This window comes from Nonomuraea sp. NPDC051191 (genome assembly GCF_044455665.1).
Classification (GTDB): domain Bacteria; phylum Actinomycetota; class Actinomycetes; order Streptosporangiales; family Streptosporangiaceae; genus Nonomuraea.
This window is the reverse complement of record NZ_JBITEZ010000016.1, coordinates 133,582-155,937: the sequence shown is the minus strand read 5'-3', so window position 1 is coordinate 155,937 and position 22,356 is coordinate 133,582. Positions and strand designations below refer to the sequence as shown.

Sequence of the window (22,356 nt, the reverse complement as noted above, 5' to 3'; positions counted from 1 at the left end):
AAACACGCCTTTGACCGCGTGTCAATACGGGAGAGCGCTCCAGGATCGGGCGTCGCGGCCGGTTCCGGGCGCGGACGCGAAACGGCGGCCACCGGCGCCCTGGTCGGGAGCCCGTGACCGCCGTCGTGCCCGGCGTCGTGTCCGGAGGGGGAGGTGGCCGCTCAGCCCTTCTCCGCCTCGCCGGTGGCCTGTTCGAGCGCGTCCTCGGGCGAGGCCTCAAGGTCCTGCTCGGCGTCGGCGCCGGCCTGCGCAGAGGCCTTGTCCAGACGCACCCAGCTCGTCACGCTCTCCACCGCGAACAGCACGAACAGGTACGCCGTCAGCACCGCGAGCACCGGCGTCAGCCAGCCCAGCGCCGCGCCCGCACCGATGATCAGCAGGCGCAGCTCCCAGCCGAGCCCCGCGTGGAACACCCACGCGGGCGGCCAGATGCTCTGCCGGGTGCGGTAGACGGTGTCGTAGGTGTGGTAGCCCACCACGTAGACCAGCACGAACAGCAGCCACTTCGGCGCGCCGGCGGCCAGGCCGATCGCGATCATGGCGAGGAACTCGGTGCCGCGCAGCAGCGGCGGGGTGAGCCAGTCGAAGCGGCCCAGGTGGTCGCGCGGCGCGGTCGGCAGCACGAGCAGCAGCGTGATGGCCACCGGCACGAGCAGCAGCGGCCCCTTGTCGGGCAGCCCGACGACGGTGACGGCGACGACGGCGAGCAGCGCCACGAGCGTGGCGGGCACGGGCGGCAGGCCCTTGCCCAGCTTGCCCGCCAGGGCGTGCACGAGCGGGCCGTCGTCGCGGTAGGCGAGCAGGCGGGCGGTCTGGATGCGGCGGCGTTCCTCGTCGGGGTCCGGCGTGGGGGTGGCCATGGCCTGCGGTTGAGTGATCATACGAGCGACCTCATGAGGCGTCCGGTGAGGGTGTAGGCGGCGGCGACGGAGCCCCAGATCACGAGGGTGAGGAAAGTGATCCGGGCGTCGAAGAGGGCGGCGGTGATCGCGATGGCCGCGAACCGCTCGCCGATGGGGAACACGATCATCTTCCGCGCCCAGTGGACCGCGCGGAACTTGCCCGCCCTGGTCCACATCTTGAGCACACCGCGCAGGCCCTGGCTGCGCTCTGCCTTGCGCCGCTCCAGCGCCTTGCGCAGGTCGCGGTCGTCGGGGGCGTCGAGCGGGAGGGTGGGGAGCTGCCCGGGCGGCTTGCGCCGGTTGGAGATGCCGAAGGAGAAGTCGAGCAGGTGGCGTACGGACTGGAGCCCGATGGCGGCCAGCGCCAGGATCCAGATGTCGTCGCCGTTGCCCGAGACGACCCAGCCGACGGCCAGACCGGCGAAGACCACGTATTCCTTGAAGCGGTCGAAGGTGGCGTCGAGCCAGGCCCCCAGCACGCCGAACTTGCGGGCGTAGCGGGCCACCTGGCCGTCGACGCAGTCGAAGACGAAGGCGAAGTAGATCAGCAGGCCGCCGGCGACCATCCACGGACGGTCGCCGGTGGCGAAGCAGGCGGCCGCGGCCACGCCGAGCGTGATCGAGATCAGCGTCACCTGGTTGGGCGTCAGCCCGCGCCGCGCCGCCCAGCGGGCGATGAAGCGCGAGTAGGTGGAGACGAAGTAGGTGGTGAAGAAGCCGTCGGCGCCCTTGACCGCGTTGTTGAGCCGGGCGCGGTCCTCGTTCATGCCGGCCATCTCGGAGCCGGCCTCGTTGACCTCCTCCTGCGTGCTCACCCGGCGGTAGAACAGGTCGCGGCGGCCGCGCACGCCGACCGACACGCCGTTGCGCACCAGGCCGAACACGAGGAGCTGGACGAGGTCGTCGTCCTTGCCGAAGCGGCCGGCCATCTGGGCCAGCTCGCGGCAGGTCTGCGCGAGCACGGGGGCGTTGCGGGCGCTGATGTGCAGTGGGCCGAGCACCACCGCGTTGGGCCTGGTCACCGCGTGGTTGGCGGTGCCGACCGACACGACGCGGGACTTGCCGACGCGGGCGCGCACCGGCAGCCCTTCGAGGCGGCCGTAGCCGATCTCCGGATCGGCCTCGTCGATCGGTACGGTGTCCTCCTGCGCCTCCTCGGTCACCTCCAGCCGCGGCTCCTTGGCCACGAGCGCCAGCGCGCCGCGCTTGGCCTTGCTGATCTGGTAGATCAGCTCGTCGTGGACGACCGAGTTCTGGGGGATGATGAAGAGGTTCTCCGTTGCCGAATCTGCGACGTCGGCCAGGGCACGCAGGGCGGCGGCCACGTCGCCGGTCTCGATCGTGGCCGGCCGCGGGTCATAGGAAGCGAGCTGGCTTCGCAGCCGCTCGGCCACGGTGGGATTGCCGGGCAGCGCGGCCAGCCTCAGGCCGGTCGGAGAGGTGTCGGGGCCGGGCGAAGAGCCCAGCAGGACCACGCGGGTCATGACTCCCTTTCGAGGCAGTAGCGGGGGGTTGAACAACGGGTGATGCGGGGACAGACGTCAAAGTCTAGTGACGGCAGGGCAAAGTCGCGTCACAAGAGCATGCCCGGAACATGCCTCGCGTGCGGCCGTAAGATGGGCAAGTGAGTCTCTACCGCGACGAAGGCGTCGTCCTGCGGACGCAGAAACTCGGTGAGGCCGATCGCATCGTCACCGTTCTGGCCAAGCGCACCGGCAAGATCCGGGCGGTGGCGAGGGGCGTGCGCCGCACCAAGTCCCGCTTCGGCGCGCGGCTGGAGCCGTTCACGCACGTCGACCTCCAGCTCCACACCGGCCGCACGCTCGACGTGGTCACGCAGGCGGAGACCATCAGGCCCTACGGCGAGGCGCTGGCCGTCGACTATCCCCGCTACACCGCGGGCAGCGCCATGCTGGAGACGGCCGACCGGCTGACCCACGGCGAGAAGGAGCCGGCGCTGCGGCAGTTCCTGCTGCTGGTCGGCGGGCTGCGCACGCTGTCCGAGCGCGTCCACGAGGCCAGGCTGGTGCTCGACGCGTACTTCCTGCGCTCGCTGGCGGTGGCCGGCTACGCGCCCGCGCTGGAGGCGTGCGCCAAGTGCCAGGCCCCGGCGGTCAGGGCCTTCGCCATCGTCGCGGGCGGCGTGGTGTGCGGGGCGTGCCGCCCGGCGGGCTCGGCGGTGCCGGCGGGGGAGACGATCGGGCTCATGACGGCGCTGCTGCGCGGCGACTGGGCCACCGCCGACGCCTCGGAGTCGCGTCACCGCAGCGAGTGCAGCGGTCTGGTCGCCGCATATCTGCAATGGCATCTCGAACACGGAATACGCTCTCTGCGACACGTCGAAAGGGAGCATGCGTGAACGTCCGGCCTCCGACCCCTCATCCGTCAGGCGCCACCCCGCCGCCGATCCCGCGTGACCTCGTGCCCCGGCACGTCGCCGTCGTGATGGACGGCAACGGCCGCTGGGCCAAGGCGCGCGGCCTGCCCCGCACCGAGGGCCACAAGGCGGGCGAGTCCTCGCTGTTCGACGTCATCGAGGGGGCTCTTGAGCTGGGCGTGCCCTACCTGAGCGCCTACGCCTTCTCCACGGAGAACTGGAAGCGCTCGCCCGACGAGGTGCGCTTCCTCATGGGCTTCAACCGCGACGTGATCAGGCGGCGGCGCGACGAGCTCAACGCCATGGGCGTGCGGGTGCGCTGGGCGGGCCGTCCGGGGCGGTTGTGGAAGAGCGTGATCTCCGAGTTGCAGACCGCCGAGCAGATGACCGTCGGCAACAGCAAGCTGACGTTGCAGTTCTGCGTCAACTACGGCGGCCAGGCCGAGATCGTCGACGCGGCGGTCAAGCTGGCGGCCGACATCGCGGCGGGGCGGGTCAAGCCGTCCAAGGTGAACGAGAAGGTGTTCGCCCGCTACCTCGACGAGCCGGAGATCCCGCCGGTCGACCTGTTCCTGCGCTCCTCCGGCGAGCAGCGCTTCTCCAACTTCCTGCTGTGGCAGTCGGCCTACGCCGAGATGGTCTTCCTCGACCGGCTCTGGCCCGACTTCGACCGCCGCGACCTGTGGGAGGCGTGCGAGACGTACGCCAAGCGCGACCGCCGCTACGGCGGCGCGATCCCCAACCAGGTCCCCGGCGCCTAGGGAAACCCCGAGTGCACCTCCGCTGAGCTGCCGCACTGGACGGCGACTATACGCTGATATAGCGTCCTACTCGTTCGGGTAGTCAACTGTACGAGCGAATAGTCATGAGGCAGATCATGAGCGACGCCATCTCGGTGGCCGGACTCGTCAAGGCGTACGGCCGGACCAGGGCCCTCGACGGCCTCGACCTGACCGTGCGCACCGGCGAGGTGCACGGTTTCCTGGGCCCCAACGGCGCGGGCAAGAGCACCACGATCCGCATCCTGCTCGGCCTCGCGCGGGCCGACGCGGGCAGTGTCCGCCTGCTCGGCGGCGACCCCTGGCGCGAGGCCGCCGAGCTGCACCGCCGCCTGGCGTACGTGCCGGGCGACGTCACGCTCTGGCCAGACCTGTCCGGCGGCGAGGTCATCGACCTGCTGGGCCGGCTGCGCGGCGGCCTCGACCGCGGGCGCAGGAACGACCTGCTCGACCGGTTCGGCCTCGACCCGCGCAAGAAGTGCCGGGCCTACTCCAAGGGCAACCGGCAGAAGGTCGCGCTGGTCGCGGCGCTCGCCTCCGACGCCGAGCTGCTGCTGCTCGACGAGCCGACCTCCGGGCTCGACCCGCTCATGGAGGAGACGTTCCGGGAGGTCGTCAGGGAGGAGCGGCGGCGCGGCGACCGTACCGTGCTGCTGTCCAGCCACGTCCTGTCCGAGGTCGAGGCCCTGTGCGACCGGGTCACGATCATCCGCGACGGGCGCGCGGTCGAGAGCGGCACCCTGGCCGGCCTGCGCCACCTGACCCGTACCACCGTCCACGCCGAGCTCGACCGGCCCGCCGAAGGGCTGGCCGGGCTGCCCGGCGTGCACGACCTGCGCGCGGAGGACGGCCGGGTGCGGTTCGACGTGGACGCGGACGCGCTCGGCGCGGCGCTGCGCAGCCTGACCGCGGCGGGCGTGCGCACCCTGGACAGCCGCCCGCCCACGCTGGAGGAGCTGTTCCTGCGCCACTACGAGGGCGGCCGGCGGGCGGAGGCCGTGCGATGAGCGGCACCGGGACGCTCGTCCGCCTGGCGCTGCGCCGCGAGCGTGCCGTCGCCCCCTGGTGGTTCCTGCTGCTCGTGGCCCTGAGCCTGGCGATGGTCGGCTACATCAACCGGAACATGGGCACCTACGAGCTGAAGCTCGCCTACACCGACGTCGTCCGCCGTTACGCCTTCTTCCGGGCGCTCGGCGGCGGGGTCGTCGAACCGCGCCTGGAGGTGCTGGCGACCTGGCGCAGCGGCGGCTTCCTCTACGTGATCAACGCGTTCGCCGCCCTGATGACCGTCGTGCGGCACACCCGCGGGGAGGAGGACGCGGGCCGGACCGAACTGGTGCGCGCGGGCGTGGCCGGCCGCCGAGCGCCGCTCGGCGCGGCCCTGCTGGTCGCCGGGGCGACCAGCCTGACCGGCGGGGCGCTGACCGCCGCCGCCCTGCTCGCCGCCGGCCTCGAACCCGTCGGCACGCTCGCCTACGGCGCCGCCGTCGTGGTGGCGGGCTGGGTGTTCGCGGGCGTCGCCGCCGTCGCCGCGCAACTGGCGCGCGACGCCCGTACCGCCACGGTCATCGGCCTGTACGCCCTCGGCCTCGCCTACATCCTGCGCTACGCCGCCGACGCGAGCGACCGGCCCTGGCTCAAGGCCCTGTCACCGCTCGGCTGGAGCCACCTGGTGGACGCCTACCGGGACGAGCGGTGGTGGCTGCTCGGCGTGTCCACGCTGGCCGCCGGTGCGCTGTGCGCGGTGGCGTACGCGCTCCTCGGCCGCCGCGACCTCGGCTCGGGCCTGCTGCCGGAACGTCCGGGCAAGGAGGAGGCCCCCGGGCTGCGCGGCCCGGTCTCGCTGGCCTGGCGGCTGCACCGCGGCCTGCTGCTGAAGTGGGCGGCCGGGACGGCGGCGTTCGCGGCGGTGGGCGGCGCGATGGGCCCGCTGGCCAAGGACGTCCTGGCCCGCCCGAGCGTCGTGGTCACCAACATCACGACCCTGCTCGGCGTCCCGGCGGCCGACGCCCTCGACGGGTACATGTGGTACTACCTGCTGATCCTCGCCTACGGCATCGCGCTCTACCCGGTGCTCATGATCATGCGGCTGCGCGCCGAGGAGACCTCGGGCCGCGCCGACCACGTGCAGTCCACGCCCCTGACCCGGGTCCGCTGGGCGGCCGGGCACCTGGCGGTGGCCGCGCTCGGCACGGTCGCGCTGCTGGCGCTGGCCGCCCTCGTCTTCAGTGCCGTGTACGCCGCGCTCCTCGGCGACCTCGCCGGCACCGCGCCGCGCTTCCTGGCCGCCGCGCTCAGCCAGGCTCCGGCGGCCTGGTGCGTCGGCGCGGTCTGCCTGACGGCCTACGGGCTGCTGCCCCGGGCGAGCGTGCCGCTGTGCTGGGCGGCCTGGGTCCTGACCGCCCTGCTCGGCCAGGTCGTCGCCCCCTTCTACGGGGTGTGGGGCGGCACGCCGTTCGAGCCGTTCCACTACCTGCCGAACATCATGGCGGGGCAGGCGTTCGGCACGGCGCCCGAGCTGACGCTGCTCGCCCTGACGGCCGCGCTCACCGCCGGCGGGCTGTTCGCCCTGCGGCGGCGCGACGTCGGCTGAGGAACGTGGCTCGGCGGCGGGATTGGGAATTCTGTCACGCGGGTCAGGCTGAGAGCGGGTGAAGGCGGGTACAACCCGTTCCCCCACGAAGAAGGAGGGCCGATGATCCCAGGTTGCGGCTCGTGCAACTGCTCCGACGTCTTCGCCACCGCCAAGCCGCCGTGGTGGCAGACGTCCAGCGAAGCGCCCTGAATCCGGCGCGGCTGCCGCCCGCCCCCGGTCATCGCGGGGGCGGGCGGTTCGCGTGATCGGGGACGGTCAGGCGCGCCGGCGGGCGCGGTAGGCGGCGACGTGCATGCGGTTGCCGCAGGTGCGGCTGTCGCAGTAGACCCGTGAGCGGTTGCGGGACTCGTCCACGAACACGCGGTCGCAGTCGGGGGCCGAGCACGTGCGCAGGCGTTCAATCTCGCCCTCCACCAGCAGGTGCGCCAGCGCCACGCCGCAGTCGGCGGCCATGTGCTCGGCCAGCGTGGCGTCGGTGGCGAAATAGTGGACGTGCAGCGGATGGCCGTCGTGCTCGGTCAGCCTGGGCGTGATGCGCGTCTCGGCGAGCAGCGCGTTGAGGGTGCGCACGGCGCTGGCCACGTCGGAGGCCGTGAACACCCGGTGGAACGCCTCGCGCACCATGCGGACCTGGCCGAGGTCGCGGGCCGTCAGCGCGCCGATGCCGCTGATCTGCCGGGACTCCACGAAGGTTTGCAACTCGGCCAGGCTGGCCAGGTCGTCATCGCCGCCGGTGGACGGCGAGGTGTTGACCAGGTCGACAACGGTCGCCAAAGAATGCACCATGTCATGGCCAAACGGCATGTTGACTCCTGTCGGGGCCGGTTCTAGCGTGGTCGCAGCGTATCTCTCCCATGGGGCTCGGGGGGTTTCCATGAGTGCATATCGGCGTATCGTCCTGATCGCGATCGCCGGAGCACTGATCATCTCCACCTCCGCGCCGCTGGTGCGCCTGTCCGGGGTGTCGCCCGCGACGTCGGCGTTGTTCCGCTGCGCGTACGCGGTGCCGCCCATGCTCCTGCTCGCCTGGCTCGAACGGCGGAAGCTGGGGCCCCTGCCTTGGAAGAGCGCGTGGCGGGCCTGGGCCGCGGGCGCGCTGTTCTCGCTCGACCTGCTGTTCTGGCACCAGTCGATCAAGTGGGTCGGCGCGGGCCTGGCGACCGTGCTGGGCAACCTTCAGGTGTTCATCGTGGCCTTCGCCGCCTGGGGCATCTTCCGCGAGCGCCCCTCCAACCGGCTCATGGCGAGCACGCCGATCGTCTTCGGCGGGGTCGTGCTGATCTCCGGCGTGTTCGACGGCGCGGCGTACGGGCTCGACCCCGTCATGGGGGCGGCCACCGGGATGGCGACCTCGGTCGTGTACGCCGCGTACCTGCTGCTCATGAAGGCCGGCCCGGGACGGACGGCGGGTCCGCTGGCGCAGGCGACCGTCGTGGCCACCGTGCTGATCGCGGCGCTCAGCCCGCTGTTCGGCGGGGCCGACCTGGCGCCGGAATGGCCGGCGCACGGGTGGCTGCTGCTGCTCGCCCTGGGGCCGCAGGTGGTGGGGTGGCTGCTGATCACGTACTCGCTGCCCAGGCAGCCCGCGGCGCTCACCGCGCTGCTGCTGCTCGTGCAGCCGATGACCACCGTCGCCGTCTCCACCCTCACGCTGGGGGAGCGGCCCTCGGCGCTGCAACTGGCCGGATGCGCCGCGGTCGTGCTCGGCGTCCTGTACGGCTCCCGCGGCCCTCAGCCCACCCGGGCCGGCGCCGAGCAGGACGAGCAGGTGCCGAAGACCTCGACCGTGTGAGTGATCTCGGTGAAGCCGTGGTCGCTGCCCACCGCCTCGGCCCAGCGCTCGACGGCCGGCCCGGCCACCTCGACCGTGTGGCCGCAACGACGGCACACCAGGTGATGGTGATGGTCGTCGCTGGCGCACGCCCGGTAGACCGACTCGCCCTCGTCGGTGCGCAGCACGTCGACCTGGCCGCAGTCGGCCAGCGCCTGCAGCGCCCGGTAGACGGTGGTCAGACCGATCTTGGCGCCGTGCAGGCGCATCTCGGCATAGACGTCCTGGGCGCTGCGGAACCCCTCGCTCCCGCGAAGGGTGTCGTGCACGGCATCGCGCCTCGTCGTCATGCGACCTCCTCGACACGGACTTGTGGTCGCCGGCTCACTGGGGACTCCTGGATACGGCCTCGCCGTACGAATTTACCGACAGCGAGGGCCAGGACGAAGCCGGCGAGGGCGAGAAGCACGATCGCCGCGCCCGGAGGCACCCGCGACGACATCGTCGAGGCGAGCAGCCCGCCCACCGAGGCGAGCACGCCGAACAGCATCGCCAGCCCCATCGTGGCCCGGAAACCCCGGGTGAGCTGCTGGCTCGTGGCCACCGGGATCACCATCAGCGCGCTGACCAGCAGCAGGCCGACCACCCGCATGGCGATGACCACGGTGAGCGCGGCGGTGACCGCGATCAGCAGGCTGAGGAAGCGCACCGGCAGGCCGCTGGCCCTGGCCATCTCCTCGTCCTGGCAGAGCACGAACAGCTCCCTGCCGAAGACGACGACCACGCCGATCACCGCCACGGCCAGCGCGCCGATGATCCAGATGTCCTGCTGGGTGACGCTGGCGATGGCGCCGAACAGGTAGGAGTTGAGCTTGGCGTTGCTGCCGCCGGGCGCGATGCCCATGAGCATGACGCCGCCCGCGATGCCGCCGTAGAACAGCAGGGCGAGCGCGACGTCGCCGCTGGTCCGGCCCCGGGCCCTGACCAGCTCGATCGCCACCGCGCCCAGCACGGAGACGACCACGGCCGTCAGCACCGGCGCCGTGCCGGTCAGGAAGCCCAGCGCCACGCCGGTCAGCGCGACGTGCCCGATGCCGTCGCCGAGCAGCGACAGCCTGCGCTGCACGATGAACGTGCCCACCGCGGGCGCGCACAGCCCCACCAGCAGCGCGGCGATCAGCGCGAGCTGGAAGAGGTTCTCCTGCAGAAGCTCGATCATCGTGGTTCTCCCTGCCGTCCGGTCGGCGGTCCGGCGTGCGGATGTCGGTGCTCGTGTCCCGGCCCGGCGTGCTCGCCACCGGTCCGCGGCGGCTCGCCGTCGTGCGCGACGCGGCCCTCCCGGACCACGACGCCGCGCGTGATCAGCGGCTCCAGCGGGCCCAGCTCGTGGGCGACCAGGACGATCGTCTTGCCGTCGCGGACCAGGCCCGTCAGCGTGCCGGCCAGGAGTCGCTGGGTCTCGGCGTCCACGCCCGCGGTGGGCTCGTCCATCACGTACGTGTCGGGCTCGCCGGCCAGGGCGCGGGCGATGAGCACGCGCTGCTGCTGGCCGCCCGAGAGCGACTGCACGGGGTCGCCGGCCCGGCCGGTCAGGTCGACCGCGTCCAGGGCGTGGGCGACCGCCGCCCGGTCGGCCGCGCTGGTCCTGCGCAGCCGGCTCTGCCGGGCGACGCGGCCCGAGGCCACGACCTCGCGGACCGTGGCGGGCACGCCGCCGCCGACCTGGAGGCGCTGGGGCACATAGCCGATGCGCCACCAGTCGCGGAACCTGGCGGGCGGGGAGCCGTACAGGAGGGTCCGGCCGCCGGACAGCGGGGTGAGGCCGAGCAGCGCGCGGACCAGGGTGGACTTGCCCGAGCCGTTGGCGCCCAGGAGCGCCACGACCTCGCCGGGACGGACGGTCAGGTCGATGCCGCGCAGGATCTGCCGGCCGTCGAAGCCGACCCGGCCGTCGGTCATCGCGAAGGCCGTCTCGCTCATGCCGCACACCCCAGCGCCGTCCGGAGGGTCTCCAGGTTGCCGCGCATGGCCGTCAGGTAGTCGCCGGCGGGCTTGCTCTCCAGCGGGTCGAGCACGGCCGTCTTCGCGCCGACCTCGCCGGCCAGCACCTCGGCCACCTTCGGGCTGACCAGGGACTCGGTGAAGATCGTGGTGGCGCCCTCGGACCTGGCCAGCGCGGCCACCTCCGACAGGCGCTTCGGCGACGGCTCGGTCTCGGGGTCGAGCGTGATGCCCACCTGCTTGAGCTTGTAGCGGTCGGCCAGGTAGCCGAACGCCTCGTGCGCGGTGATCAGGGTCTTTCCCGCGCAGGCGGCCAGGCCCTTGGCGAACTCCTGGTCGAGGCCGCCCAGCACGCCCGCCGCCTTGGCGGCGCGGTCCTCGTACGCCTGGGCGTGGTCGGGGTCGGCGGCGGCCAGGCGCTCGCCCAGCTTGCCGGCGACCGTGGCCAGCCGGGACGGGTCGAGCCAGATGTGCGGGTCGTAGGAGACGCCGTGCTCCGCTGCGTGCTCCTCCGTGTGCCCCTCCTCATCGGCGTGCCCGCCCGCCGGGATCGTCGTGACGACGGCGGCGGCGTCGAAGGCCGTGTCGCCGGAGACGGCGTCGTCGACGGCGGGCTGCACGCCCTTGACGTAGACCGTGAGCGCGGCGTCCTGGAGCTTGGTCATCTGCTGGATGCCCAGCTCCAGGTCGTGCGGCTCGACGCCGGGCGCGGTCAGGACGGTCACGTTCGCGTCGGGCCCGGCCACCTGCTCCGTGAGCCACTGGAGCGGGTAGAAGGCGGCGATCACTTCGGGCCTGCCGTCCGCGGCGGTCTCCGCCGACCCGGCGCCGCAGGCGGACGTGGCCAACAGGGCTGCTCCGGCGAGGAAGGTTACGGCGCGCATTGGGGGCGTACGGGACATCACGCCCTCAAGTATGGAGGAAAATGAAAATGATTGTCAAAATCTCCGGCGGGCCGGACTAGAACGCCCCAAACCGGTCAGCCGCCAGGATCGCCAGGAAGACCACCATCGCGACCCGCAGCAGCCGCCCGCCGACGCCCAGCGACGGCCACGACAGGTACGCCAGCCAGCCGACGAACGCCAGCACCACCAGCGCCGCCACGCCGCCCAGCCAGTTGCCCACCGCGAAGGCGGCCAGCAGCAGGATCACCAGCACGGCGGGCGTCGCCCACCTGGGCACCTGCGTGAACAGGAACGTCATCGGGATCGCGCTGCGCCGCTCGACGGCCTTGCGGACGCCGCTCGCGCCCGGCGTGAAGAACTGCTCGCCCTGGGGCAGCGGGCGCTTGTTTTTGGAGGCCACGTCGAGAGCCTATGGGAGTTCGCGTGACAGCAGGGTGCGCACCTCTAGGCTGGGCTGGTGCTCGCCGTGATCCGATACACCGTGCCAGAGTCCCAGTCTCAGGACTTCCTCAAGCAGGGCCACGCCATCCTCGACACCTTCGCCGCCCAGCCGGGCTACCAGCGCGGGCGGCTGGCCCGTTCGGTCGACGAGCCCAATCTGTGGGCGCTGATCAGCGAATGGGAGGGCGCGGGGTTCTACCGGAGGGCGCTGTCGGCCTCCAGGATGGTCATGTACCCGTTGATGATCCTCATGGTCAACGAACCCAGCGCGTACGAGGACGTGTACACGCAAGAGGGTGCGTAGCGTTACTCGCGCGCGAGACCGGGTGAGCGTCCCCTAAGCTGGGATCTCATCGAATTCACTCGCCGACCTCCAGCCGGAAAGAGACGCAACCAAAATGGCACGACGCACCGACGTCATGGACACCATCGTCAGCCTCGCCAAGCGCCGCGGGCTCGTTTACCCGTCGAGCGAGATCTACGGCGGACTTCGCGCGTCGTGGGACTACGGTCCTCTGGGCATCGAGCTGAAGAACAACGTCAAGCGGCAGTGGTGGCTGTCGATGGTCCAGTCGCGCGACGACGTGGTGGGCCTCGACTCCTGCGTCATCCTGGCCCCCGAGGTCTGGCGGGCCAGCGGCCACGTCGAGACCTTCACCGACCCGCTGACCGAGTGCCAGTCGTGCCACAAGCGTTTCCGCGCCGACCATCTCGTCGAGGCGTACGAGGAGAAGAACGGCAAGGAGCCCGACAACGGCCTGGCCGACGTCACCTGCCCCAACTGCGGCAACAAGGGCACCTTCACCGAGCCCCGGCAGTTCAGCGGCCTGCTCAAGACCTTCCTCGGCCCGGTCGAGGACGAGTCGGGCCTGGCCTACCTCCGTCCGGAGACCGCGCAGGGCATCTTCATCAACTACCTCAACGTGCAGCAGTCGGCGCGCAAGAAGGTCCCGTTCGGCATCGGCCAGGTCGGCAAGTCCTTCCGCAACGAGATCACCCCGGGCAACTTCATCTTCCGCACCCGCGAGTTCGAGCAGATGGAGATGGAGTTCTTCGTCAAGCCCGGCACCGACGAGGAGTGGCACCAGTACTGGATCGACGAGCGCTTCCGCTGGTACTCCGACCTGGGCATCAACAAGGACAACCTGCGCCTGTACGAGCACCCGCAGGAGAAGCTGTCCCACTACGCCAAGCGCACCGTCGACGTCGAGTACCGCTTCAACTTCCAGGGCTCGGAGTGGGGCGAGCTGGAGGGCATCGCCAACCGCACCGACTTCGACCTCACCGCCCACTCCAAGGCGTCGGGCGTCGACCTGAGCTTCTTCGAGCAGGACACCGGTGAGCGTTACGTCCCCTACGTCATCGAGCCGGCCGCCGGCGTCGACCGGGCCACGCTGACCTTCCTGCTCGACGCCTACACCGAGGACGAGGCGCCCAACGCCAAGGGCGTCCTGGAGAAGCGCACGGTGCTGCGGCTCGACCACCGGCTCGCGCCGGTCAAGGCCGCGGTGCTGCCGCTGTCGCGCAACGCCGACCTGTCGCCGAAGGCCCGCGACCTGGCCGCGCAGCTGCGCAGGCGGTGGAACGTCGAGTTCGACGACGCGGGCGCGATCGGCCGCCGCTACCGCCGCCAGGACGAGATCGGCACCCCGTTCTGCATCACCGTCGACTTCGACACCCTCGAAGACCACGCGGTGACGATCCGCGAGCGCGACAGCATGGCCCAGGAGCGCATCGCCATCGACCAGGTCGACTCCTACCTGCGTCAGCGCCTCAACGACTGACCTCGGCACCACCAGCGCCGCCCCGGCTTCGGCCGCGGGCGGCGCTCGCCGTTCACGGCCCGGCCGGTTCAGGACAGGTGGCGGCCGAACCAGGTCAGCACGTAGTCGTAGGCCTGCGAGGCGGCCCGCGCGTCGTAGCGGGCGCCGGTGTCGTTGAAGAAGGCGTGGCCGACGCCCGGGACGGTCACCAGCTCGTGGGTGAGCCCGGCCTTCGTCAGCGCCGTCTCGGCCGCGTCCCTGGTGGCGTTGACGCGGTCGTCCTGCTCGGCGTAGATCGCCAGGACGGACGCCCGCGCGCCGGTCAGATCGGCGTCGTCGGGCAGCGGGCCGTAGAAGGGCGCGGCGGCGGCCAGCCGGTCCTCCCCGGACGACAGCAGCAGCCACGTCATCCCGCCGCCGAAGCAGAAGCCGATCATGCCCAGCCGGACGCCCTCGGCCCGGTTCCGCAGCTCGCCGACGGCCGCCTTCATGTCGGCCACGAACCGTTCCTGCGGGATCTCGCCCAGCTTGGCCGTGACCTGCGCGGTGTCGGCGAACGCGGCCGTGCCGCCCTCGCGGGAGAGCAGATCGGGCGCGAGGGCCGAGTAGCCGCTCGCGGCCAGACGGCCGGCGACCGAGCGGATGTGGTCGGTCAGGCCGCGGTTCTCGTGCAGGACCAGCACCGCGCCCTTGGGGGCGGCGGCCGGGGACCAGGCGGCCCGCAAGGTGGTCCCGTCCGGGCCGGGGAACGTGATCGCCTGCGTGGGGAGCGGCGGCGGGCCCGCGGGGGAGGCCGCGCCGGGCGGCGAGGCCGTCTGCGGCCCCGGGGGGCTCGCCGGGTCGGTGTCCGGGGTGGCGCCGCAGGCGGCGAGGAGAGCAGTGGCGGCGGGGAGGGCGAGCCCGAGAAGGCCCAGGCGGCGCAGGGCCTCGCGCCGCGAGATCAGGCCCTCAACGTGATCGAGTGCCACTTCTTCTGCCAAATATCGCTGGAAGGGCGTCATGGTCGAAAGATCTAACTGTCAACACCGAAAAATCGTGTAAAGACGATAGTTATGTGGTTTTTCGCGGGTGTTTGGTGCAGTGTTGCCGGGCCGGGAAGGCCGACCCGACCCATGGCGTGACACCCCATCCGGAACTAGGGTCAAGATCATGCGACTGCTGGTGGTCGAGGACGAGGAAGACCTGGTCGACGCGTTACGGGTGGGTCTGGTCCGGGCGGGCTACGCGGTGGACGTGGCCTACGACGCGCCGTCGGCGCACGAGAAGCTGGAGGTCAACACCTACGACCTGGTCCTGCTCGACCTGAACCTGCCCGGCGGCGACGGCTTCCAGCTCTGCCGCTCGGTACGGGCCGCCGGCCGCGGCGTGCGGATCATCATGGTGACCGCCCGCGACCGCCTCGACGACCGGGTACGCGGCCTCGACGAGGGCGCCGACGACTACCTGGTCAAGCCGTTCGCCTTCCCCGAGCTGCTGGCCCGGGTACGGGCGCTGCTGCGCAGGGACACCGGCGGCACCGCCGTGCTCCAGGTGGGCGGGCTGCGCATCGACACCGCCCGCATGGAGGTCTCCCTCGACGGCCGCTCCCTGGCCCTGACCCCCAAGGAGTACGGCGTGCTGCACTACCTGATGACCCGTCCCGGTCACGTCGTCTCCACCGAGGAGCTGCTCGAACACGTCTGGGACGAGCACGCCGACCCGTTCACCAACACCGTCCGGGTCACCGTCGGCAACCTGCGCCGCAAGCTCCAGGAGGACGGCCTCATCGAGACGGTGATCAGCCGCGGCTACCGGCTCAAGGAGCCGGCGTGATCCACACCATCCGCTTCCGGCTCACCGTGCTCTACTCGGGGCTGCTGTTCGTGCTGGCCGCCCTGGTGCTCGGCGGCATCTATGCGGCCGTCTCCAAGACCACCGAGGAACGCCCGTACTCGACCGAGTACGCCAAGGCGTACCGCGGCAACCAATACGTGGGCAAGCAGGAGGTCGTCTTCATCGAGGAGGTCGAGAACGAGGTCAACATCAGGACGCTGGCCACGCTGCGCGACTACTCGCTGGCCACCCTGGCCGGGCTCTACCTGGCGTCCCTGGGCATCGGATGGGTGCTGTCGGGGCGGGTGCTGCGTCCGGTGCGGTCGATCACGCGTACGACGGAGGAGATCCAGGCGACCGACCTGACCCGGCGGATCAGGCTGGGCGGCTCGCGCGACGAGCTCAAGGACCTGGCCGACACCATCGACACCATGCTCGACCGGCTGGAGGAGGCGTTCAGCGCGCAGCGCCGGCTCATCGACGACGCCTCGCACGAGCTGCGCAGCCCCCTGACGATCATCCGGGCCAACGTGGACGCCGTGCTCGCCTCGCCGGAGGCCAGCGACGAGGAGCGGGCCAGGGCCGTGCAGATCGTGGACCGGGCGACCACCCGCATGACCAGGCTCGTGGAGGACCTGCTGGCCAGCGCCCGGCGGCAGGCGACCGCGTTCGCCGACACCGACCTCGACCTGGGCAGGGTGGCGCGGGAGGCGTGCGAGGAGTACGCGGCGCCGGCCGCCGCCCGCGGCCTGACGATCACCCGCGCGCTGGACCGGGACCTGGAGATGACCGGCGACCAGGACGCGCTGCGCCGCGCCGTGGCCAACCTGCTGTCCAACGCGGTGCGGCTGACCCCGCCGGGCGGCCGCGTCCGGGTCGGGGCCGGCCGGTCGGACGGCTGGTTGTGGGTCGCGGTCAGGGACGACGGCCCCGGGCTCGGCGCGGCGGAGCAGGAGCGGGTGTTCGACCGGTTCTGGCGCGGCGAGGCCAGCAGGCGCGACCGGCACACCGGCCTGGGCCTGGCCATCGTCCGGCAGATCGTGGAGTCGCACGGGGGGCGGGTGGCGGTGTTCTCCGCGCCCCGGCAGGGGGCCACGTTCGTGCTGTGGCTGCCGCCGCGCGACGGCGCGCCGGGCCCGTCGCCCGAGACCAACCCGATCCCCGCGTGACCCGGCCCCCACGCCTGCTCCAGAACGCGCCCGAGGCCCTCGCGCCTACTCCAGGACGCGCCCGACGAGCTGCCCCTGCCGGGCCACCGCCACGCAGTACGCCGTGCGGTGACGCGGCCACTCAGCCTCCAGCGGCGGCAGCGCGGTCACCTCGATGTCGCTCAGCCGTTCCTGCTTGACCCGCAGCCGCGGCGCGCAGAAGCTCTTGGCCTGCCGCCTGGCCTGCTCGGTGCCCGGCCACGGACCCTCCGGCACGACGTAGATCATGCCGAACTCGGCCCTGTGCGGGTTGCCGCACGGGACGAGCGTCGCGATCAGGTCGTCGGGGATCGACACCAGGCAGTCTCCAGGCCTGAGCTGGGTCGCGTGTCGCTGCTCCGCCCCCGGTAGCAGCGACCCTGCGGCGGGCTCGGGCGTTCCCGAGCCGCAGGCGGACAGCGCCAAAGCCAGGCAGGCGGCCATCAGGCCTCGTGGCGTCGTGCGGGGCATGCGAGCAGAGTGTCATGTCCCGATCACGTCCATATCGCGGAACGAGCCGAGCTGGGTCACGTTGAGCGATCATGCCGCCGGCGCCCCGGGCCGGGCCGGGCCGCCCAGGTGCGTCACCGTGCCCACCGGCGGCCTTGGCGGGGCCCTGCACGACGCTTGGGCTCGGCGGGAGACGGCCGTGGCGACCTCCTGGCGCAGGTGTGATCCGATTCTGCGGCCCGGCTCCTCTTTCTCAAGAATTGGTGTAAACCAATTGGTATAAACCAATTTATCGGGTAGCGGTCCCTGTAATTGGATTAGACCTGTGTCGGGCGGTTGACCTGCATAAACGATGACTTAACCGAGGAGTGCAGTTTCATCATCAATTTCGCCGGTAGAGTCCGGGACAGAAGCGTTGGATTGGAGCTGTGGTGGCCAAGTACGTTTACGACTTCACCGAGGGCAACAGGAATCTCAAGGATCTTCTCGGTGGAAAGGGCGCGAATCTCTCCGAGATGATGAATCTCGGGCTGCCCGTTCCCCCCGGATTCACGATCACCACTGAAGCCTGCCGTCACTACCTGACGGAAGGCGCTCTTCCCGACGGCCTGGAGCGCGAGGTCGCCGAGCACCTGGACGCCCTGGAGGCCCAGATGGGCCGCCGCCTCGGGCAGGCCGACGACCCCCTCCTGGTCAGCGTACGGTCGGGCGCGAAGTTCTCCATGCCGGGCATGATGGAGACGGTCCTCAACATCGGGCTCAACGACGAGTCGGTCCACGGCCTGGCCAAGCAGGCGGGCGGCAACGACCGCTTCGCCTGGGACTCCTACCGGCGGCTGATCCAGATGTTCGGCAAGACCGTCCTCGGCCTCGACGGCGAGCTGTTCGAGCACGCGCTCGACGAGCTGAAGGGCCGCCGCCAGGACACCGACCTCGACGCCGGCGAGCTGCAGGGTCTCGTGGAGACCTACAAGAGCATCGTCCGGGAGCAGACCGGCAAGGACTTCCCCGCCGACCCCCGCGAGCAGATGCGGCTGGCCGTCATGGCGGTCTTCGACTCCTGGAACGCCCCGCGCGCCATCCTCTACCGCCGCCAGGAGCGCATCCCCGCCGATCTCGGCACCGCCGTCAACATCGTGGCCATGGTCTTCGGCAACGTCGGCAACGACTCCGGCACCGGCGTCGCCTTCACCCGCGACCCCGGCTCCGGCCAGCAGGGCATCTACGGCGACTACCTGCAGAACGCCCAGGGCGAGGACGTCGTCGCCGGCATCCGCAACACCATCCCGCTGCAAGAGCTCGAACGCCTCGACAAGCCCTCCTACGACGAGCTGCTGCAGATCATGGAGACGCTGGAGAACCACTACAAGGACCTGTGCGACATCGAGTTCACGATCGAGCGCGGCAAGCTGTGGATGCTCCAGACCCGCGTCGGCAAGCGCACCGCCGCGGCCGCGTTCTGCATCGCCACCCAGCTCGTCGACCAGGGCCTGATCACCCTGGACGAGGCCGTCACCCGCGTCACCGGCGACCAGCTCGCCCAGCTCATGTTCCCCCGCTTCGACGGCGGCGCCGAGAAGAAGAAGATCGCCAAGGGCATGAACGCCTCGCCGGGCGCCGCCGTCGGCAAGGTCGTCTTCTCCTCCGAGCGCGCCGTCGAGCTGGCCGGCCGGGGCGAGGACGTCATCCTCGTCCGCCGCGAGACCAACCCCGACGACCTGGCCGGCATGATCGCCGCCAAGGGCATCCTGACCAGCCGCGGCGGCAAGACCTCGCACGCGGCCGTGGTCGCCCGCGGCATGGGCAAGACGTGCGTGTGCGGCGCCGAGGAGCTGGACGTCTCCACCGTCGAGCGCAGGTTCACCGCGCCCGGCGGCGAGGTCGTCTCCGAGGGGGACGTCATTTCCATCGACGGCACCACCGGCGAGGTCTACCTCGGCGAGGTCCCGGTCGTGGACTCGGCCGTGGTCGAGTACTTCGAGGGCGCGCAGCCGGACGACGACCTGGTCAGGGCCGTGGACCGGATCATGGCCCACGCCGACTCCGTCCGCCGGCTGCGGGTGCGCGCCAACGCCGACGCCCCCGAGGACGCCGCGCGGGCCCGCCGCTTCGGCGCCCAGGGCATCGGCCTGTGCCGCACCGAGCACATGTTCCTCGGCGAGCGCCGCCGGCTCGTGGAGGACCTCGTCCTGGCCGACGGCGACGAGGAGCGGCAGGCCGCGCTCGACGCCCTCGAACCCCTCCAGAAGGCCGACTTCATCGGCATCTTCAAGGCCATGGGCGGCGACCCCGTCACCATCCGGCTCATCGACCCGCCCCTGCACGAGTTCCTGCCCGACCTCGTGGACCTGGCGGTCAAGGTGGCCACCTCGCCCGACGTGACCGACAAGGACCGCAGGCTGCTGGCCGCCGTCAAGCGGCTGCACGAGCAGAACCCGATGCTGGGCCTGCGCGGTGTGCGCCTCGGCCTGGTGATCCCCGGGCTGTTCGCCATGCAGGTGCGGGCGATCGCCCAGGCCGCGGCCGAGGTCCCGGGCGCGCGTCCGGAGATCATGATCCCGCTGGTGGCGGCCGTCCAGGAGCTGGAGTCCGTACGCGAGGAGGCGGCCGGGATCCTCGCGGAGACCGGCGTCGAGGCGCTGATCGGCACGATGATCGAGGTGCCGAGGGCGGCGCTGACGGCGGGCCAGATCGCCGAGGCCGCCGAGTTCTTCTCCTTCGGCACGAACGACCTGACCCAGATGACCTGGGGCTTCAGCCGCGACGACGTGGAGGCCGCGTTCTTCTCGCGCTACCTGGAGCTCGGCATCTTCGGCGTCAGCCCGTTCGAGACCCTCGACCGCGACGGCGTCGGCCGGCTGGTCAGGATCGCCGTCGAGGAGGGCCGCGCCGCCCGTCCCGACCTGCACGTGGGCATCTGCGGCGAGCACGGCGGCGACCCCGACTCGGTGCACTTCTGCCACGAGGTCGGCCTCGACTACGTCTCCTGCTCCCCGTTCCGCATCCCGGTGGCCCGGCTGGAGGCCGGCCGCGCCGCCCTGACCGACACCGACTCCGACACCCGCTGACCCGCCCGGCGGCCGGGCCCGGCCCCGGCCGCCTCCCGCGCGCTACCCGCGCCGCCGGTTGGCCAGCACCACGGCGGTGAACACCACGAGCCCGATCAGGAGGAAGAAGAGCACGAAGCCGATGATGATCTCCGGGACGCCTAGGTTCACGACGGGTTCCCTCCCTGCCGGCGCTCCCTGGAGGAGCGCTCCTCGGGACGGATCCTAGGAACGGCCGGTTGAGGATCTGTTGACTTCTTGTCGACAGACCCGGAGATCACCTCAAAACCGGTCATTGCGATACTTTCCGCCATGGAAAATCTCGTGGACTGGGAGCTGCGCACCGCCGGGCCGGACGAGGTCGAGGCGATCGCGGAACTGCGGGCGACGGTGATGCGCCCCGACCTGGAGCGGCTGGGCCACTACGACGAGCACCGGGTGCGTCAGCGGTTCCGGGACTCCTTCTCTCCCGGCCACACCTCCGTCATCCTGGCCGGCGGCGCCTTCGCGGGCTGCGTCACCCTGCGCCCCGCCGAGGACGGCCGCTGGCTGGAGCACTTCTACCTCGACCCCGCCCTCCAGGGACGCGGGCTCGGCTCGGCCGTCCTGCGGACGCTGCTGGACCGCGCGGACGCCGAGGGCGCGCCCGTACGCCTGATCGTGCTGCGGGGAAGCGCCGCCCAGCGGCTCTACGAACGGCACGGCTTCACCGTCGAGGGCGAGGACCAGGTGGACGTCCTCATGGTCCGCCGGCCGGCCGCGAGCCTTCCCACACCCGGCTAGCGGGGCAGGGCCTCCTCCAGCGGTACGTAGTCGTGCCGCATCCCGTGGTCGCCCAGCCACTTCCGCAGCCCGGCCACCGCCTGCGGATCGCCGGCGACCCTGGCCGCGTACTCGGCCAGGGCCACCTCCTCGCCGTCGTCGTACAGCAGCCGGGCGGGGCCCGACCAGGACAGCGTCCACCTGGCCTCGCCGAGCTGGATCAGCACCGCCTCCAGCGCCTGCCCCAGCACCCCGCCGAGCAGCGTCTCGGACGGCTTCCACCCCAGCTCGCGCAGCTGCCCGGCCAGCTCGGCCCCCCGGCCCCTGGCGATCGCCTCGAAGGCCGCGTCGAGGTAGGGGCGCGTGGCCCCCATCACCCGCTGCCCCGCCACCGCCAGGTCGCGCAGGGCCTCGGCGTTGCGCCCGGCGTACATGCCCTGGGCCACCAGCTCGTCCCACGGCACCGGACGCAGCCCGGCCAGCGCCTCCGGCGTCCACATCGACCGCTCCACCGCCTCGGCCGCCACGTCGGGGTCGCGCAGCAGCGTCAGCGCCGGACGCGGATCGGGGACGTGCTCCGGCTCCGGCAGGTTCGCGATGGCGGCCAGGCGGTCGGCCAGGCTGGGATGGGAGTCGTACGGCGAGACGTCCTCGGGCCGCTCGCCGAGCCGGGCGATCTCGGCCTGCCGGCCCGGGTCGTTCATCAACGCGTGGAAGCCGCCGAACACTGAGGCGGGCCGGGAGCCGCCCACGCCGGTCAGCGACAGGTAGTCGCCGACGTACAGGTCCCAGCCCAGGGCGGTGTCGTGGATCTTGCGGAGCGCGCCCGACATGGCCTGTCGCCCGCCGATCGCCACCGCGAACTCGTCGGCCTCCAGCTCCTGCCGGCGCGACACGGCCTGGGAGACCCGCAGGTAGAGCTTGGCGTACCCGGCGAAGAGCCGTTGGATGAGCGGATGGTTGCCGAGCCCCTGCACGGTCGCGATCAGCGAGACCCGCCCCCGGTAGACCGGCGCGCCCAGCCGCGTGTGGGCCCCGCTGTAGTGGCCCAGCTCGTGCCCGAGCACGGCGCGCATCTCGTCGACGGTGAGGGTCTGCAGCAGCGGCAGGCCGATGAACATCCGCCGCCGGGTCGCGCGCAACCCCAGGAACCGGGTGTCCTCCGAGACCGCCGCGTTCACCTCGGGGACCAGCCGGATCTCGTCGGGCGGCGCGGTGCGCACCCGCCGGGACAGGTCCTCCACCACCTGCCAGAGCGCGGGCTCGTGCTCGCGCCCCACCTGCACGCCCGGCTGCTCGCCCCCCTGGCGGCGGCCGACCATGAACAGCGCCCGCACCAGCGCGCCCGCCGCCAGCGTGAGCACGATCGCGGCCTTCAGCGCCGTGGCGTGGAAGTCCACCAGCAGCAGGACGTCGAAGAACACGGCGGCCGCCAGGATGATGCCGACCAGCACGTAGAAGCCGGCGAGCAGACTGAAGGCCAGCACCGCTCGGAACGCTGTCGTCATGGGGGAGGGCTCCCGGGGAAGGGGTTCTCGCGAGGCTTGACACTAGCGGAGACGG

Annotated in this window: 22 protein-coding genes; 11 read left to right on the top strand and 11 right to left on the bottom strand. The window is 71.7% G+C overall.

The window, feature by feature from the left end; all coding sequences use genetic code 11:
- Positions 1-161: 161 nt before the first annotated feature.
- Together ACIA8R_RS39950 and ACIA8R_RS39945 are read right to left on the bottom strand one after the other, a co-directional pair.
- Entirely contained in the window at positions 162-881 is a 720-nt protein-coding gene (locus ACIA8R_RS39950) for a DUF5941 domain-containing protein (protein WP_352323408.1), read from the bottom strand.
- Positions 878-2,386 carry a CDP-alcohol phosphatidyltransferase family protein gene (locus tag ACIA8R_RS39945; protein WP_357693980.1) on the bottom strand — a complete coding sequence of 503 codons (1,509 nt, stop codon included), beginning with the start codon at positions 2,384-2,386 and terminating at the stop codon, positions 878-880. The genes ACIA8R_RS39950 and ACIA8R_RS39945 overlap by 4 nt, the downstream gene beginning before the upstream one ends.
- 140 nt (positions 2,387-2,526) lie before the next feature.
- Between ACIA8R_RS39945 and recO the strand changes: the two genes are divergently transcribed.
- The 4 genes from recO (at position 2,527) to ACIA8R_RS39925 (ending at position 6,651) form a co-directional block, all read left to right on the top strand.
- Positions 2,527-3,261, top strand: coding sequence for a DNA repair protein RecO (recO, locus tag ACIA8R_RS39940; RefSeq protein WP_357693977.1), 735 nt, complete (start codon positions 2,527-2,529; stop codon positions 3,259-3,261).
- A complete protein-coding gene (locus tag ACIA8R_RS39935) occupies positions 3,258-4,040 on the top strand; it encodes an isoprenyl transferase (RefSeq protein WP_357693975.1) in 783 nt (260 codons plus the stop codon). Before recO ends, ACIA8R_RS39935 begins: the two co-directional genes overlap by 4 nt.
- Positions 4,041-4,156: 116 nt before the next feature.
- Positions 4,157-5,065, top strand: a complete 909-nt coding sequence (locus ACIA8R_RS39930) for an ATP-binding cassette domain-containing protein (RefSeq protein ID WP_397042709.1) — start codon at positions 4,157-4,159, stop codon at positions 5,063-5,065.
- Positions 5,062-6,651, top strand: coding sequence for an ABC transporter permease (locus tag ACIA8R_RS39925; RefSeq protein ID WP_397042707.1), 1,590 nt, complete (start codon positions 5,062-5,064; stop codon positions 6,649-6,651). The genes ACIA8R_RS39930 and ACIA8R_RS39925 overlap by 4 nt, the downstream gene beginning before the upstream one ends.
- A 258-nt stretch (positions 6,652-6,909) precedes the next feature.
- On the opposite strand, the gene ACIA8R_RS39920 is transcribed toward ACIA8R_RS39925, so the two are convergent.
- Positions 6,910-7,437: a CGNR zinc finger domain-containing protein gene (locus tag ACIA8R_RS39920; RefSeq protein ID WP_397042837.1), complete on the bottom strand. Its 528-nt coding sequence runs from the start codon at positions 7,435-7,437 to the stop codon at positions 6,910-6,912.
- A 91-nt stretch (positions 7,438-7,528) separates the two neighbouring features.
- On the opposite strand from ACIA8R_RS39920, the gene ACIA8R_RS39915 reads away from it, so the two are divergent.
- Positions 7,529-8,446: a DMT family transporter gene (locus tag ACIA8R_RS39915; RefSeq protein WP_397042705.1), complete on the top strand. Its 918-nt coding sequence runs from the start codon at positions 7,529-7,531 to the stop codon at positions 8,444-8,446.
- Here the strand turns inward: ACIA8R_RS39915 and ACIA8R_RS39910 are convergent.
- From ACIA8R_RS39910 to ACIA8R_RS39890, 5 genes are all read right to left on the bottom strand, one after another.
- Positions 8,386-8,775 (bottom strand): transcriptional repressor, encoded by a 390-nt coding sequence (locus tag ACIA8R_RS39910; protein ID WP_357693965.1) that lies wholly within the window; start codon positions 8,773-8,775, stop codon positions 8,386-8,388. The two genes, ACIA8R_RS39915 and ACIA8R_RS39910, sit on opposite strands and share 61 nt — an antisense overlap.
- A complete protein-coding gene (locus ACIA8R_RS39905; protein ID WP_357693962.1) occupies positions 8,772-9,644 on the bottom strand; it encodes a metal ABC transporter permease in 873 nt (290 codons plus the stop codon). The genes ACIA8R_RS39910 and ACIA8R_RS39905 overlap by 4 nt, the downstream gene beginning before the upstream one ends.
- Positions 9,641-10,405, bottom strand: coding sequence for a metal ABC transporter ATP-binding protein (locus ACIA8R_RS39900; protein WP_364086887.1), 765 nt, complete (start codon positions 10,403-10,405; stop codon positions 9,641-9,643). The genes ACIA8R_RS39905 and ACIA8R_RS39900 overlap by 4 nt, the downstream gene beginning before the upstream one ends.
- Entirely contained in the window at positions 10,402-11,274 is an 873-nt protein-coding gene (locus ACIA8R_RS39895) for a metal ABC transporter substrate-binding protein (RefSeq protein ID WP_397042703.1), read from the bottom strand. Before ACIA8R_RS39895 ends, ACIA8R_RS39900 begins: the two co-directional genes overlap by 4 nt.
- Positions 11,275-11,386: 112 nt before the next feature.
- Positions 11,387-11,731: a DUF6703 family protein gene (locus ACIA8R_RS39890; protein ID WP_397042701.1), complete on the bottom strand. Its 345-nt coding sequence runs from the start codon at positions 11,729-11,731 to the stop codon at positions 11,387-11,389.
- A gap of 57 nt (positions 11,732-11,788) precedes the next feature.
- On the opposite strand from ACIA8R_RS39890, the gene ACIA8R_RS39885 reads away from it, so the two are divergent.
- Entirely contained in the window at positions 11,789-12,076 is a 288-nt protein-coding gene (locus ACIA8R_RS39885; protein WP_364086892.1) for an antibiotic biosynthesis monooxygenase, read from the top strand.
- Positions 12,077-12,170: 94 nt separating this feature from the next.
- Positions 12,171-13,556 (top strand): glycine--tRNA ligase, encoded by a 1,386-nt coding sequence (locus ACIA8R_RS39880; RefSeq protein ID WP_357693950.1) that lies wholly within the window; start codon positions 12,171-12,173, stop codon positions 13,554-13,556.
- Positions 13,557-13,624: 68 nt separating this feature from the next.
- Here the strand turns inward: ACIA8R_RS39880 and ACIA8R_RS39875 are convergent, their stop codons facing one another.
- Positions 13,625-14,503 carry a dienelactone hydrolase family protein gene (locus ACIA8R_RS39875; RefSeq protein ID WP_397042698.1) on the bottom strand — a complete coding sequence of 293 codons (879 nt, stop codon included), beginning with the start codon at positions 14,501-14,503 and terminating at the stop codon, positions 13,625-13,627.
- Positions 14,504-14,684: 181 nt separating this feature from the next.
- Here ACIA8R_RS39875 and ACIA8R_RS39870 point away from each other — a divergent pair, with 181 nt between their 5' ends.
- Complete coding sequence (locus tag ACIA8R_RS39870) at positions 14,685-15,347, top strand: response regulator transcription factor (RefSeq protein ID WP_357693948.1); 663 nt, start codon at positions 14,685-14,687, stop codon at positions 15,345-15,347.
- Positions 15,344-16,516, top strand: a complete 1,173-nt coding sequence (locus ACIA8R_RS39865) for a HAMP domain-containing sensor histidine kinase (protein ID WP_364086897.1) — start codon at positions 15,344-15,346, stop codon at positions 16,514-16,516. Before ACIA8R_RS39870 ends, ACIA8R_RS39865 begins: the two co-directional genes overlap by 4 nt.
- Positions 16,517-16,561: 45 nt before the next feature.
- On the opposite strand, the gene ACIA8R_RS39860 is transcribed toward ACIA8R_RS39865, so the two are convergent.
- Positions 16,562-17,005, bottom strand: a complete 444-nt coding sequence (locus ACIA8R_RS39860; protein ID WP_364086899.1) for a hypothetical protein — start codon at positions 17,003-17,005, stop codon at positions 16,562-16,564.
- A gap of 410 nt (positions 17,006-17,415) precedes the next feature.
- Here ACIA8R_RS39860 and ppdK point away from each other — a divergent pair, with 410 nt between their 5' ends.
- Positions 17,416-20,052 (top strand): pyruvate, phosphate dikinase, encoded by a 2,637-nt coding sequence (gene ppdK / locus ACIA8R_RS39855; RefSeq protein WP_397042695.1) that lies wholly within the window; start codon positions 17,416-17,418, stop codon positions 20,050-20,052.
- Positions 20,053-20,343: 291 nt separating this feature from the next.
- On the top strand, positions 20,344-20,814 hold the full coding sequence (locus ACIA8R_RS39850) for a GNAT family N-acetyltransferase (RefSeq protein ID WP_397042694.1): 471 nt from the start codon (positions 20,344-20,346) through the stop codon (positions 20,812-20,814).
- On the opposite strand, the gene ACIA8R_RS39845 is transcribed toward ACIA8R_RS39850, so the two are convergent.
- Positions 20,811-22,301 carry a M48 family metallopeptidase gene (locus tag ACIA8R_RS39845; protein ID WP_397042692.1) on the bottom strand — a complete coding sequence of 497 codons (1,491 nt, stop codon included), beginning with the start codon at positions 22,299-22,301 and terminating at the stop codon, positions 20,811-20,813. The genes ACIA8R_RS39850 and ACIA8R_RS39845 overlap by 4 nt on opposite strands.
- Positions 22,302-22,356: the final 55 nt, after the last annotated feature.